Raw genomic sequence first — 15,324 nt, forward strand, 5'->3', positions numbered from 1 at the left:
AACAAAAATCAGCAATTCTTTTTTAGAATTGCTGTTAATTCCCATTATATAAAATCTATTTTAGCTTTTTCGATAACAACAGCACCTTCCGCAGTAGTATCATTGTACGAGATGAACATAGAAGGATATTCAACAGATTCAATTTTCACTATAATTTCATTTTTACAAATTGAACAGTTCCCAAAATATTCCCCTAGATAATGATTCTCATCTCCCATTCCTCTTTCTTCTTCCGAAAAAACTAACTCTAATTCTATTTCTTCTATTAAACAATCATTGTTGCATTGTTTACAACTTACCACTGGAAGCTTCAATATACTAATTTGTGGTTCAGTTGGAACTCCTTCAAAAAATATTTCAACATCCCAAATTTTCCTTAAATATTCTTCAATTTTATTGACATCACTCTCTGCTGGCATAGAATGGACTAAAGTATTTCTAAAATTTCGAATATCTTCTAAATCATTGACAATTCTTTTAGGAATGTTTAATTCGTTTCGCAACCTTGTAAAATTAATCACTTTTTTTATCTTCTTATCAGTTTCTTTATCTAAAAGTAAAAAATCAATATTCGACATTAATTCATTGTAATTTCTGAGAAAATCTCCTACCACTTCATTATTTGTTCTCAATATATTTTCTGAAATAACATCTTTATTTTCATCTGTAATTTCTACAGTATCTAATTTTTCAATTACTTTACTAAAAGTTTCTTTCAATTCACTTGTCAATTTCTCTATTGTTTTCAAATTCTCTATTGTTAAAATATTATTATGCGCAACTTTACATCTCAATTCATATAAACTTTCTAACTTTTTCATCAGTGACTCAGATTCCATATCAACAATCTCTTTAAAATATCTTTCCCAATTAGACTTTTTTATGTAATCTTTTATTGAATCATATGAAATTGACTCCCCTTCTCTTATATTTTTTCCTATATCTTGATAATTTTCATTCTTTGCATAGGGCTTAAATAAAAAGCTAGACAAATCTTTAAAATCTACACGATAAAGTAAACTATTTCCAAATTGGTTTTTCCTATTAGTTTGATTTTCCCCTTTATCATTTAAATTTTTAGGAGCACTTTCAATCTCCCAACTAGCCCCTACATTTACATGCATAAATTTTGTAAATAACTTCCTCATTAAATTTTCTATCTCATAAATCAAAACATATGCATTTTGAGAGCAATAGAAACCAACTTCATCCCACAACACTTCAATTCTTTCAGAATGTTTAAACATAATTTTTCTTATATATTTTAGTAAAGTTAAATAGGTGACAAGGATGCCCGAATTAAGATCTAGTGAATTTTCACTTGATTTGATTGTTAAGTGATAATAGATATATTGATTATTACTATCTATATTTTTCTGTATACTATAAAAAAAAGACTGGTCTTTAAATTCAATTTTATCATTGGTTATATTAATTTCTTTATTGGACATAAGTAAATACTTTAACGAATTCTCTGTTGTAGCTATACTTTCATTTTTTTTAATCTGAATAAGATACTCTGTCTTCAAGAATCTAGCCACCTCCTAATATTTTAGTTTATGTTCAAAATAATTAATGAATTCTTTTCTTTATCCACCTAATGTAAAAATCGAGTAATCCTTCCTGAAAACCTTTTAATTCTTGCTGTAGCATCGTATCTCTTAGTAAAATCAATTCAGGATGGTCAATACACTTTAACGTAGATATATCTGTTAGTTTTTCACCTTTTTCTATCTTTTGATATGAATCTACATCCATTCCTAAAAGTACAACCTTTTCTGGAAAACGATTCAAAAGATTTTGTGCCATACCTAATCCTGCAGTGTCTAAGTCACTTGTATAAACAATTTTATTTCCACCACAAACAACTTTTTCAAGTAATAACCAGTTTGCATAATTAAATTGTCCAGACGTTAAAACAATAGGAAATTGAGGGAAAATTGAAGTTAAAACATCAAATACTGCGTTATTTTCTATCACAAGAACTTCACCCAAATCTACTGGAGAAATACTCTCCAGCATAAATAACTGTTTTACTGTCACTGCCCACGGAATTCCTATTTTAGTTTGTTCAATAAATGACTGAACTACTTTTCCATTAGTATCTATCGCTGATAAGCCACTAATCATTGCTATTCGAGAAACATTGTCTCTTATGAAATTAAAGTTAGCTAAAAGCTCGTTTTTGTATTCAGCCGCTGATAGCCACTCTGGCATTTCTACACTTTTTTCTTCAATCATTTCGAAAAAATTACGAAAAAGCATATAAACTATCGAGCCGACAATTTCTTTTTCATCCAAAATATGAGGATTGTGGAACCATTTATTCGCATAAAAAGGAATAACTGTGGGTTCAATTGGAAGATTAGCAAATACTTTTTTTACACAAGCCAGCGAAACAGAAAATTTTTCTTCTCCTATTGTATTTTTTATTTTTAATAAGCTTGCCTGATTTTCTTTGGAAAAATATCTACCTATAGAACCTAGATAAGTAAAAATATTTTCCATTAAGATTCTCTCTTCATTTTTTTTTTCTAAGAAAATTTCTTGTTTAGTTACTAAATTTCCAACTATTGCTTCTATAGCTTGTTCAATTGTTAGTAATTGGCCATATCTATTTTTCTCCCATTCAGTAAATATATCAGCAATTTTGAATGTTCTCTTTTTTGACAGATCATACTCACTTAAACCAAGAAATTCACCAACCTCCCGTATTTCTTGGTAGTTGTTAAATCTAGAGAGACCAATAGTTGTTCCAAATATTCCATTGTTTATTCTATAATTTGTGTGTAATATTTCAAATAGTTGAATTAACCCAGCTTTTCCTTTAAAAATTTCTTTAATCTCTCTGCTCTTCATTTAGTATCCACTCTCCAAAAATTTCTTGTATCTGTTTCTCAGATAGTCCAGGACCAACTGTATTCTTTTTATGTCCATCCCAAAAACTAGTGGAAATTGTGACCGTTTTTTCTTTATCATATGAACGAATTTCGTGTGTAATAATATTACGCACATCTTTCTTTTCTGCCCTCAAGTTATGTGAGTTGAGAATGTAACTAAAATCTAATTGTTGTAGAACTTTAAACATCTCCCCAATATTTGTTTCATCAATTCCTGCAAAAGCTTCATCAGCAGTAATGATATAAGGAGCATTTGGCGAACCTTTCTGGTATTGAGAATGGATTGCTGCTAACATGGGCAAGTACATGCTAAGTCCACGTTCACCACCAGACAAATCTCTAAACTGAGCATCACTCATGAACGTCCAATTAGCACGTTCATTTGAGGTATAGTATAATTTGAAACCAAACCATTTTCTATAATCAAGAATATTTTTCAATAAGCTAAAAACTTCCTCTGGGTGATCTTTTTGGCTATTCTCTTCAATTGCTTGATCAATTTTTGTTCCAAAATAACGAGATATTTTTTTGTAGTCTTCTTCTCTAAATGTATCTTTTGATCGGTTGAACATTCTTACAATCTCTTGAGTTGAAATATCCATCTCATCCAAATCGGAGCGTTCATTCCATTCTAATTTTAAAGTAAATCCTCTAGAGAACTGAACTTTTTGCATAATCTCATTGATTTCATCCTTCCAATACTGAACATGTTGAATAAGTTGTCTAATCTCTCCACCAAGGGTTTGAGTAAATACATCTTTCCAAATTTGAGTATCTCTTTTACTGATTGCACTTTCTGTTTCTTCGACACTACGAAAAAGTTCCAAAAAAGCTGCTTCCACTGGTAATTTTTGTCGCTTATCCCCATCTCCTAATTCATAGACCAATCGCAAATGCTTTTGATGGCGATGAATTTGATCCCATCTATCAAGATTTTGTTCATAATTTGGTTGCTGTGATGCTCCTAAAATCACTTCTGTTCGTTTTGGAGCAAGATTTCGTAATTTATATTGAGTTGTTGAAAATTCCGCTTCTAATTCTTTCTCAAAATGTATTAACACATCTTCTGAAATCTCTCCTCTACGTAAGTTTCTAGCAAACGTTTCAAAGGTTTGATCGGATTTTGGTTCAAGATTATTAGCATTAAGAGCATCTGATAACATTTCCCTCCAATAATTCATGAAATATTTATTTTGAGAAATTTCAGCTATTCCTGTAGAAATCTTCTTTTCATACTGATCTTGAGTGTTTTTTAAGTTGTTTATTTCAATGAATAATTGCTGAATATTTTCATCTAAAGACTGCTTTTCTGCTTTTTTTTCAGCTAATTTTCTTAAATCATCGAATACTCCTATTTGTTTTTGTCGTTCTAAGTTTTCAGCAAGTACCTTATTTTGAATTGCTAAATCCGCTTTATGATTATCTTGACTACATTCTAAATCACCAAGACTTTCTTTACTACGAGTTATTGCTTCATTTTTTACCATGTAATTTGATTGAACGCCAGCTCTCTGAGAAAGTAATTTGTTTAAACCATTCAAATTCTGAGAATATTTTTCTGAATTATAACGAGCTTCATTCACTTGTGTAATTGACTGAATCAACACTTCATTAATTTGATTATTAACTGCATATTGATGTAATTCTTTTTTTGTTTCTTGAAGTAGTACCTGTGAATTTTTAACAAGAATTTTTGATTCTTCCCAATTATTAGTTGCTTCATCTAATAGTTTCCAAGACTTTCTATTTTTATCTGATGCTTCTTTCCAACTAAAAATACTTGGAAACACTTTTAAAACGTTAACTATTGTATTAATATATATTTTTAGTTCTTTCTCTTGCTCTTCTAACTCATTTAAAATATCCTTATCTGTCGCTATAATAACTTCTAACTCTGAAATTCTTTCCCTTCTGTATTTTTCTCGACTTGTTTTTCCAACATAAATACTTTGATATTTTGAAGATCCTTTACCTTTTAGAACACCTACTTCAAATCTTCCATCGGTTCTTACTGTAAATCTGGCTTCATTTTCTCCTTGATTTATCGGAATTGATGCAAGGATGTTTTCAACACATGTACGAAATTCAGAATTTAAATTCGGATCTGGAGTCAAATAATCTGCTAGGGTTGAACCTAACTCGAGGATGTTAGGATCATATCCTCGGTTTGGAAATAACTGAATATCATTATCTAACTCTAAAATTTCTGGTGAAATTAATGCATCGACTATTCCACTTTCTAATAAAGCAGACTCTATATAATTTTTAATTTCCATAGAAATATCTTTTTGGAATTCTACAGTTTCATAGAATGATTTCACTTCTATACCTTTGTTTAATAATATTTTTCTACTCTCTTTTTTTAACACTGACCGATAAGGTGTTTCCTCTTTACCATTTTTCAATAATTGAAATTCTTGATTGTTATCATTTATTTTATCTTTTAATTTATGAATCCTATCTTGTACCGGGAATAATTTAGAATCTCGTTCATTAGCTTGTAATTCAATAGCATCGCGATTCAGTGGTTCTAAAACTTGCATCATCGTAGGGTATTCGTCAGTAAACAGTTTTGACAAATTATTGTTTACTTCCAATAAAGCAAAATTACTATACGGAATTTTTGTTTCTTGTAGCCACAAATTAAATAATTCTATATAATTAGTTTTTTGTTTGTGTAGCTCTTTTTCTGCTTTTTCTTTTTCCTGATTTCTCACTTCATATGTGCTTTGAGCATGTTGTTCATCCTTTATTGCCTTCTCATTATTTGCCTTTGCATCATCACAATTTTTAATTTGTTCTTTTGCTTCATCTAGCTTTCTTCGTAATAAAGAAATCTCCTGCATCCATATATTGAAATTTGTTTCAAATGCTTCTGGCTCTTTTTCAACAATTCTTTTAACCATTTCAGCATGAAGCTCATAATAAAAGTATTGTGAAAGATCGGACAAAACATCCATCATATCGTCTATTTCTTCACTAATTTCTTTGACTTTCTTTTCATCAACATATGCTTGATTTTCGTAATTTGAAACATCACGTTTAATTTTATTAATGTTACGTTGCTCACTGTCAATTTGTTCTTTCAGACCTTCAATTTTTTTACGACTATCACTTTCTTGAATTACTAACGGTGTTTGATTGGCCATCTGTAAGCGTTCAATAATTTCATTAAGAACTTCAATAGAAATTTTTTTCTGGTTTAACTCTGTCTCTGCATCATTTAATTTTTCATTTGCTTCAGAAAGTATTCTTTCATTAATTTTATTTTCATCAATTGCTTTATTAAAATCATTTAACCTACGAATAAATATCGTGGATAGTTGAGCCAACTTTGCTTCAACATATTTTTTATTTTTTTCATCTAATGTATTTAATAATTCTAGTTGTTCTCTCTGACTTTTTAAATGTGATGCTAGTTTCTGAAGACTTTTAAAACTTTCATCTAATTCTTTAATCGTTTCATCTTTGACCATAGGCAGAGCATTTTCCAACATTGAAAAAACTGCTCTAACTTTAGTGTCCGATCCCAATTTAGGAGCTCGCAAACTTAATATAGAATTAATTGCATTATCAAAATCATCAATTGTTTCAAAGCCAAAGATATTCTTATTCACAAATTCTTGATACTCTTCTCTCGAGTGAAATACTTGCCCCTTATTCTCCAATTCCTTACTGAGCATTTTCTTGTCGAAACAATAAATTTTGTTTTCATTCATTGAGAAAAGCTTAAAACCTTCACCATCAATTGTAAGACGTTCATTCTCAAGTACAGCGTACCACTTATTCAAATCTTCATTTCTCTGAGCTTGTAGTCCCATCAATAATGTTACAAAGCGATTCGTATGTTTTTGCTTCAATTCAAGAGTAATATAACCAGTTTTTTTCTTGTCCTTCATATGAGTAAATTCTTCTTTACCTAACATAATATCTTGTATTTTTCGACCGGTTTTTCCAAAACTATTCATCCTATTAGTTGTGATACCATCTAATATGACAGGTAATATTGCTTGCATAGTCAATGATTTTCCAGAACCATTAGAACCTCTAATAACCATTTTTGAATCAAAAAACGGTATGAACTTGGCTCTATAGTACCAAAAATTAAAAAAACCTATACGATTTAGTTGCCACTTATTCATTTTTTTAGTCATGCTTACCCTCTACTTTCTCATCCACAATCCCTAATAGACGTCCCAAGGTTGGTAATAATATAATTTTTTTATCCCTCATTTGAATAAGCCCCATCATTTCACCACGTTGGATTATTCTTTGTCGTAATTTATTAGGAGATTCTTCTCTCATATTTGAATACCAATACTGAGAATTTTCTATAATTGTATGATCAACTAGTACTTTAAATTCATGTTCGGAAAGAACTAGTGATCCATCAGATATAATATTATCAGTAAAGTCATCTGCCCAAACTTGGTACGCCATTTCCATTAGCACTTCATCAATTGTTGAATTTTGAGCAGGATAAGTTAATCTTCCTCCTTTTTTAGTTGAAATTAGGGCCGCGTAATCACTAACAATTTCAAGTTCATAACTTGTTGTTTCAGTGTTAAGCCTCGCTTGAAAATAATCTTGTAGTTCTTCCTCATGATCTCGTATATAATTAAAGCATTCTTTATTCTCAGCATTTCTAAAAATTGCAGGCTCAGTCATCAATCGTATATATGCTTGTTGTCTAACCGTTAATGGTTGATATGGATTTTGTTCATTCCACGCTTCAAATGAAGCATAATTTTCATATTTATCTGGAACAATCGGACCAATTGTTATTAGCAAATCAGTGACATTATACAAAACATCTGCTCTATATTCTTCAAAAAAATTATTAGTTCCGTCAAATTTCTTTAAAAAAGAATCAGTATTTCCGTCTTCAATCTCAATTAAAGTCAAATTAATCAATTTCTTCAAAGCATTTGTTAAAGATATTCGATGACCTGATTTTTTTAAATCAACAAAACTATTTTCTTCTGAAATATTTTCAACTGCCTCACTTAACAAAAATTGATCCGTACTATTTTTATCTTGAAGAAAAGCAAGTAACAGCATATATATCATATAATCTGTACTTGATTTAAATTCACGCCATCCCATATAACTATATGCTTTTACAGGCCGATACTTCACTTGTATGATTTCTTGATCAATCATCGGTGGTGTTCCAAACCGTGAAATTGAATCTCGCAATATATATTCCTGGTATTTGTTTAAAATATTAAAATCGGTTACATCTTTCTTTTTGGAAATCCAATGTGTTGTATACAGTTTCATGGTGGAACTAATTACTTCAAATATATTTGTTTCATCATTATTAATCTCTTTAAGCATCACTTTCAGCCCCCACCTTCTCTTGTTTGTATCCAAGAATCTCTAAACTTACTTTTGGCCCAATATAAATTCCTTCTTCAGTACCAATCTTCATAAGCTTATCTTTTGATTCATGAATTTTAATTTCATAACCAAAATCAGTTACTGTAGTATACTCATTATCATCTCGAGCTAATGTAATCCAATTAATCACATAATCCAAGACAGTTTTTGGAATAAAAGTCTGCACAGAGAAATCTATTCGTCCATTAACTTGTAAAAATTCAATATTTCTCTGAATTTCAAATATTTTTTCATTCTCTCTTTGTATTATTTCATTTTCTAATTCATTATCTAGCAGAACTCCATCTTCACGTTTTTTCTTACCGCGTCTTTTCCCATGATTATCTATATAAATTTCCTCCTGATAATCTTTCCAAGGTGTAGAATTTAAACTACTCGACGCTCCTTTAGCAGAGTAATAATGCGCAACTTGAGTGATGCCAAAAAGTTCGGCATACATACAGTGAGCTTCTTCAACTGTCTCACACTCATAAAACCATTTTGCTATTTGTTTATAACTTTCAATTGAATTTTTAGTGACAGGCGCTATATTAATAATTTTTGTTGCTATCATCAATAACTCTGTTATTTTTCTTCGTGTCGAATTGATTACAATAGAATACTCACTTTGTTTTTGTGAAGAAGTATCAATGAACCATCTTCTCATAGCACTATATTTCCCGTAAGTATTTCGTCTCACACGCTCATTTTCCAACTCTAAATTCACTTTTTCTTTTGTCACTGAACGAGTTGAAGCTACTGCATCATATATAATTTTTAATCTTCTCTCATCATTCTCCATCAAGTGATTCAATTCTTTCTTTATCTGTTCTTGTTGAATACTGGCATCGTTTACAAAATCAGCAATATATCCATTAAACTCTCTTTTATATTTCTCAAAATCGCTAACTGTAGTAATTTTACTCATATCTTCACCTTGAATATACCGAAAATATTGTGTTGTTTTCATTGTTATATCAGAGAAAAGCAATGTTATATCTTGCCATGAACGATTTATTTCTTTCAATTTCAGGTAAGGATCATCAATATCTTGAATTAACTCTCTTAATCTTTTGGCTAATCGTACAAATCCAGTTTGATCATATGAACCGTGTTCATCTATCCGAGCATCATATTCTTCAAGAGCCTCCTCTACCATCAAAACAATTGGACTTAATTCATATCGAAGATCAGGATTTTTATATTCTTGAACTGTCTTCTTCCTTGAATGGTCAGGTGTTCCAATTACAGTACCATATGTATCTAATATCCTTAAGTCCTCTTTCAATTTCATCAAAGAGTAATCAGGTGTGTATTTCCGAACTTCATCTAACAAGTCTTCATTATATATTCCAACATTTGATTCTATATTCTTTTTATATAAAAACCTTACAATTGGTCGAAATCGTATTGAAGCACTACTTGTCAAATAGCTCAACTCACTAATTTGTTCATTAGACTTAGATAATAAGTTTGACATATTTTCAACTTCTTTCATATTCTAAATAACTATTTAAAATAAATCACAAATAACACTTATTTTATTGCGCAGCTTAATCTAAATTTCATTTTACAAAGAAAATATTAAAAAAGTCATTTTAGATTATAAACATTATACCAAGTTATATATATAATATCATTAAAAATCCACGAATAATGGAATTACGTAAAAGAAAAAAAATAACAGCATAAGAGATTTACTATGAATTATACTCCTGTAATAATATTTATTACAAAAGATGTTTCAAGGTCGAAAACTTTTATAATACATATTCTTTAAACAATAAATCTCTTTTGTAAAATAAAAATTTAATAGAAAAAGAAGCTATTCATGTTTCTCAGGATAGCTTCTTTAAAGATTTATATTTAATTACTAAGTTTTTATAATTTTCCGATTTTTGATGTCCATTTATCTCCATCAACTGCATAGTCTTTTGAATTTGAGCAAGAAGACTATTAGTCTCTGCTTTCCCACTTAATATCGATTCTAAAACATCTTTTGGATTCTTTAAAGGTGTCTGTCCAGAATCGTACAATAGATTCATTTCTCTATCAAAAATCTTGATTGTTTTAAAGACGTTTTCTTTATATAAGGTCGAAACATTCTCCGATAAATTTTGAACAACCAAATCATGATGCTCTTTTTTTGTTTCTCTAGCCGTTATAGCATCCTTAGAAAACTGATACTCATATCTTGCAAGTGTCCCTAAATATGACAAGTCTTTTGAAACAGCAATGACATAGAGACTCATTTCGTACCCTTTTGCTTCTAACAAGCTAACAGTCATTGTTGGTACTTCTACCGTTCTTAGAGTTCCTTCTATAATTAAATGATAATTCTTGTCACTTAAGTATTCCACAATATCTTCCGTCAAACGATTAGAAAATGGCGTCACTTGTGGCACATAGTCTTTCCCGTATTGTTCTACAATTTCATCAAAATTTGGATGTGCTTGTTTAAACGAATCATTATCCACCACAATTACATTCGTACCAATTTCCTTCATGATTGCATATCTTAAAGCAGTCTTTCCAGCTCCAGGCTGTCCACCAAGTAAAAAAGCTTTTGGACTCTCTGCTGGAACTTTAGAGAGTGTTAAAGCTTCTAGGGTATCTTCTAAAATTAAAGAATACTGCTGTTCGGTATAGTCTATATAAAAATTAGACATACTGTTCAACTGCCTTCTGATCAGTTATAGATTTTGTATACACATCCATCGTATTCCAATATGATTCAACCTTAGCCAAATCATTCATTGACATTTCAAACAGATTCATTTGCAGCATCCCTTTTAATTGATCCAGCAACTCAGCATATAAGTCATTTTTATTTTGTCTATCAATCTGATGCTTCACAACATATCTCAATACACGATTGTAGACATTGCGAGAAAATTCATTTAGTGATTCAACCTTAAAAGTTTTTTCATAATCCATTTTTCTCACCAACCTTCTTTGTTTATTATGCTTGATTATAACATAAACCAGCAAATTCTACACCTAGCCTAACTTTTACCCTAGTATTTTAATCTTTATTTTTTTCACTCTTTATTCTATAAAATGAGAGGTACACCAACCGAATAATCAGCATACCTTTCACCAGTCAAATCATCGAATTTCAAATTTTCCAATTGCAATGACAAAAGCTAGCATACATTCTTGGTAGCAATCCTCATCATATTCGCCACTCTTCCATGCCATCTTATTTATCAATGGTTGGAATCTAAGAATCAGCTCTTCGATCGCTTGCTCACTTCCATTTTTTGCTTGTATAAATAATTGGCTTAAGCTTTTCATGGTTAACTCCTTCCCTCTGTTGAGATAAATTAATTTCTCTAAAAACAAAGGAAAGGCGGAGAACGAGCAACACTTATTATTTTAACATTAGTTACTTTTGATAGATTTTCTTAGTTTTTGATACAATCGAAGCTTTAAATTTGTGACGCCTTGTCTGGATATATGAAGGACTTCACCAATTTGACGATCTGTTTTGTCGCTGACAAATTTTTCTATCAAAAAAAGTTTTTCTCTAACAGTTAGATTTGTCAAAGCTTCATTCAGTTTATCATCTTCAACATAGAACGGAAGATCCAGGGAAAAGAGATTAAAATCACCTCTTTCCTTTAATGAATCTTGTTTCACCAATTCTATAATAGTGGTATCCTCTTCAAGAATTTCATTTTCAAGACGGAGTGATTTTTTCTTGTAGTAATTAATTGCTGCATGACGAATGACTTTTTCAAAATACTTGGTTAGCTGTGCATTAACTCGTTCATTATTTTGATTCATTCAAAACACTTCTTCCTATTGAAATCATTATTTTCAAAAGGAGCTGTGTATAATGGATAATACTGTCAAATTTATGTTAAGCGATATTGCCAATAGCCGCGGTAAGCACGTTCAACGTGAATGGAAGAATCTTCTTTTATTCTAGGTAGGATGTTATTTGTAAAGTTAGGATAGGATATAGTTAACTGATGTTCTTTTGTTAAAATCCTATAGATCTCTTTATTTGAGAGTGGGACGTTTGCCTCTTTCAATATAGAAGCAATGGTGAGGCTAATTTTTTGGTAGGACTGATTTCGTTTTATTCCTTCTTTTTTTGCTAGTAAATACTTCTGATTTTCAATTTCAGACTTCGGTATTCTTACAGAGCTTGGCTTCACTCTAAAATCTGTATTACCTCCATCATCTAAATTGATCAATCTGTTTTTTAGTTCATTATATATGTTGGTCAATTCCCTCCTTTCTTTCATCAGTAAATCCATTTGCTGGTAAATTAACTTTTTTTCATCAAATTTATCCATTATTTTCTCCTTTCACTTATTACCAACAAAACAAGTGACTGAAAAGACACAGAATTTGAAAATTATTAATAGAAATGTACTCAATAACAAACGAAAATATTCAAAATTAACGAGAGTATTTTTAGAAAAACCTCAGATAAAGTGAAATTTATCTGAGGTTATATCCATATATCATCCGCCATTGCTACCATCAACTGTGTATTATATTAAATTTTCCTTGCTTTTACTAAACAAAAAAGAATAAACAATACTGTAAGAATACCTAAACCATTTAGAAACCCAGAAAACTGACTATTTTCTCCTGTTTTAGGCAATTGCTTTTTGGAAGAATCAAAATTCTCAGTTGGCATTGAGGTATCCGTTTGAACCTCTTCCGTTATTTTCTCCTTTTGCTTCTGATACACATAGATAACTGTTTTAGGTGTTGTCGAAAAGACACCTTTACTTTCCCCTTTTATCTCTTTAAGATGGTAACCAGCAATTTTTTCTTCTTTAGTTTCATAAGCTGCTCCAATATTTCCAGTCAATTGGACTTCTTCTGCTATTTTCTCTCCCCATTCATCTTGATGCTTAACAATTACAGGAGCTACTATCTCATGCTTTTGTTTCTCATAGATATATGTAACTGCTTGAGAATCTAGTGAAAATACACCATCTTTATTTCCTTGTATCTCTTTAAATTGATAGCCTTTAATTATTTTTTCTTCAGTCGTATAGGATTCACCAACAAAACCATTCAAAGTTATTGCTTCCACCAATGGATCACCTGATTCAGTCTGATAGTTCACGATGACTGGTGCAGCAAGCTGCTTATAGCTATACGTAACAACCTGCTCTTGTTCAGTGAAAATGCCAATAGCATTTTCTGGTAATTTTTCCTCATCTAACATATAACCATCAATGGCCAATTTATAGTCAGCAGAAGTTACATCATAGGGAGCATTTAGTGTGCCAGAAATTTTTTTTGAATCATTAATTTTGATTCCTTGCTGATCCACATATTGAATGGTCACATCCGCGCCTTGAGTAGCTCTTACAATTGGGATTGAAGCTACAAACGCGTATGTTGAAAACATTCGATGATAGATATCAAAATCAAATATAATTTCTACCGCCTCATCAGGAATATGATGAAAAATTAAGCCCTCTTCTGTATAGTCACAATTCACATAATTACTTAGCTTATTATTTTCACTATCTCGATAAAATGTACTACCTCGAAGTTGAGAACGACTTGATATTAATCGATCCCCGTCGATTTTTTTCATTACAGCATCCTCGTACTGGACGAGTAAAGATTCGTTATTTTCAATAATAAGTGGAGATAGTCTTACGGGTGTTTCTCGAGTAAATCCAGTACTATAAAACAATCCACGCGCATTTAAGCTTGGGGACAGCCCCATTAATGAAAAATCAGTCATATCAATAGAATAAACTCTTAGCCACTCTGTAGGATTTAGCACATTAATATATTGCCCAAGTCCTTCTAATTCATTGGCTGCAAAAGAAATATCGGATCGTCCAAGCGTTAACTGTCGAATACTGCCATTCGCTGTCACATGTGGCAATACATTAGGTCTTGTTTGTAAAAAAGCGCCGCCATTTTCACTTTGCTGCAAGGTAATGGCAGGAATATTTTTTGCAATTATTTGAGTTGTATCTAGTGAAATTAATTGATTTTTAGCATATTCCAATCCCGTTAAGTCAACAACCGTATTTAGAGGAATGGCCAACTCATATTGACTAAAATTAAGACTTTTAAGCTCTGCTACCATTTCTTTAGTAAGTTCTTCTGGCAATACGGTATCATAGCGTGTACTTAAACTTTTCGCAACGGCTTTCCTTAATAATGGATCTGGCATCCATGTTTCAACTAATGCTACTTCCTCTTCTTGAGCTATAGGGGAATCATTACTTTCTACTGCAGCTAAAACTGCTTTTGGAAATAAAACAAACAACATATTTCCTACTATCATTAATACCATTATTTGAACTTTCTTTTTTTTAAAATAATCTTTCACTTTATTTTTCATTTTTCTACTCCTTTAATCATTTAAATTAATTTTCATTTTTACTATATAATGATAATCACCTAAATATTCGCAATCATGAAGTAGAATAAATCAACAGAGGTTTGAGCGATTGTACTAGGGTCTAAATATTATTTAAGCTTTTTTAATTCTGAAAAACACTACATGCAATAAACTCAATGTAGTGTTTTCTGATTTTTTCAGCTATGGCATCGAAGTTACTCTATACGGATTTTGAACACTCTTCAACAAACTCGCGAGGAAACATAATTTTCTCAGCAGTTTCATCTATTGAATAGCCAAGAGCTAAAAATCTTTTTGCTACAGAGGTCATGCTTTCAGCAACCTCGATAATATGATGATCGACATCATAAAAGCGTAATCCTCTTTGCCCCCACGGAAATTCCTTTGTATCATGCAAATAGCGAATGGTAGGATACTCTTTTAAGTGCAAGATAAACGCATCATAATCCTCTTCTTCAAAGTAAAGTTCAAAGCTATTATTTTCACTAATCACTTTAATAGATGAATGAGTTGCTTCCTTCCACTGATCAATACTCATCATTGAAAAGTCACCTTCCCAAATCACATAACTTTGTAAATCTACCTTAATTTTTTGCTTAAGCACCTCTTGGTAAAACACCTTAGAGGCTTCTATATTTTCGACCACGATCATTGGACTATCAAACTTCATAACAACACTTC

12 protein-coding genes are annotated in these 15,324 nt (G+C 31.0%); all 12 read right to left on the reverse strand.

The features are described from left to right. Window positions 1-44: 44 nt before the first annotated feature. The 12 genes from IGI58_RS00120 to IGI58_RS00175 all read right to left on the reverse strand — a co-directional run bounded on the left by IGI58_RS00120 (window position 45) and on the right by IGI58_RS00175 (window position 15,313). Window positions 45-1,529, reverse strand: coding sequence for a hypothetical protein (locus IGI58_RS00120; protein WP_429955217.1), 1,485 nt, complete (start codon window positions 1,527-1,529; stop codon window positions 45-47). A 43-nt stretch (window positions 1,530-1,572) separates the two neighbouring features. Beyond that, entirely contained in the window at window positions 1,573-2,859 is a 1,287-nt protein-coding gene (locus tag IGI58_RS00125; RefSeq protein WP_429955215.1) for a TIGR02679 domain-containing protein, read from the reverse strand. Next, the gene (locus IGI58_RS00130; RefSeq protein WP_429955213.1) at window positions 2,840-7,054 is read right to left on the reverse strand and encodes a TIGR02680 family protein; all 4,215 of its coding nucleotides are present in this window, start codon (window positions 7,052-7,054) and stop codon (window positions 2,840-2,842) included. The genes IGI58_RS00125 and IGI58_RS00130 overlap by 20 nt, the downstream gene beginning before the upstream one ends. Beyond that, the gene (locus tag IGI58_RS00135; protein ID WP_429955211.1) at window positions 7,047-8,240 is read right to left on the reverse strand and encodes a DUF2398 family protein; all 1,194 of its coding nucleotides are present in this window, start codon (window positions 8,238-8,240) and stop codon (window positions 7,047-7,049) included. Before IGI58_RS00135 ends, IGI58_RS00130 begins: the two co-directional genes overlap by 8 nt. Further along, the gene (locus tag IGI58_RS00140; protein WP_429955209.1) at window positions 8,233-9,762 is read right to left on the reverse strand and encodes a DUF2397 family protein; all 1,530 of its coding nucleotides are present in this window, start codon (window positions 9,760-9,762) and stop codon (window positions 8,233-8,235) included. Before IGI58_RS00140 ends, IGI58_RS00135 begins: the two co-directional genes overlap by 8 nt. 358 nt (window positions 9,763-10,120) lie before the next feature. Further along, window positions 10,121-10,951, reverse strand: a complete 831-nt coding sequence (locus tag IGI58_RS00145; RefSeq protein WP_429955207.1) for a zeta toxin family protein — start codon at window positions 10,949-10,951, stop codon at window positions 10,121-10,123. Continuing rightward, window positions 10,944-11,219: an antitoxin gene (locus IGI58_RS00150; protein WP_206849869.1), complete on the reverse strand. Its 276-nt coding sequence runs from the start codon at window positions 11,217-11,219 to the stop codon at window positions 10,944-10,946. Before IGI58_RS00150 ends, IGI58_RS00145 begins: the two co-directional genes overlap by 8 nt. Before the next feature lie 171 nt (window positions 11,220-11,390). Beyond that, a complete protein-coding gene (locus tag IGI58_RS00155; protein ID WP_429955205.1) occupies window positions 11,391-11,579 on the reverse strand; it encodes a helix-turn-helix domain-containing protein in 189 nt (62 codons plus the stop codon). Window positions 11,580-11,666: 87 nt separating this feature from the next. After that, window positions 11,667-12,071: a sigma-70 family RNA polymerase sigma factor gene (locus IGI58_RS00160; protein WP_429955203.1), complete on the reverse strand. Its 405-nt coding sequence runs from the start codon at window positions 12,069-12,071 to the stop codon at window positions 11,667-11,669. A gap of 71 nt (window positions 12,072-12,142) precedes the next feature. Beyond that, window positions 12,143-12,589, reverse strand: a complete 447-nt coding sequence (locus IGI58_RS00165; RefSeq protein ID WP_429955201.1) for a hypothetical protein — start codon at window positions 12,587-12,589, stop codon at window positions 12,143-12,145. Window positions 12,590-12,795: 206 nt separating this feature from the next. After that, on the reverse strand, window positions 12,796-14,622 hold the full coding sequence (locus tag IGI58_RS00170; protein ID WP_429955199.1) for a MucBP domain-containing protein: 1,827 nt from the start codon (window positions 14,620-14,622) through the stop codon (window positions 12,796-12,798). Window positions 14,623-14,842: 220 nt separating this feature from the next. Continuing rightward, window positions 14,843-15,313: a glyoxalase/bleomycin resistance/dioxygenase family protein gene (locus IGI58_RS00175; protein WP_429955197.1), complete on the reverse strand. Its 471-nt coding sequence runs from the start codon at window positions 15,311-15,313 to the stop codon at window positions 14,843-14,845. Window positions 15,314-15,324 lie beyond the last annotated feature (11 nt).

The organism is Enterococcus sp. AZ020, assembly GCF_050499205.1.
GTDB classification, from domain to species: domain Bacteria; phylum Bacillota; class Bacilli; order Lactobacillales; family Enterococcaceae; genus Enterococcus_L; species Enterococcus_L dunnyi.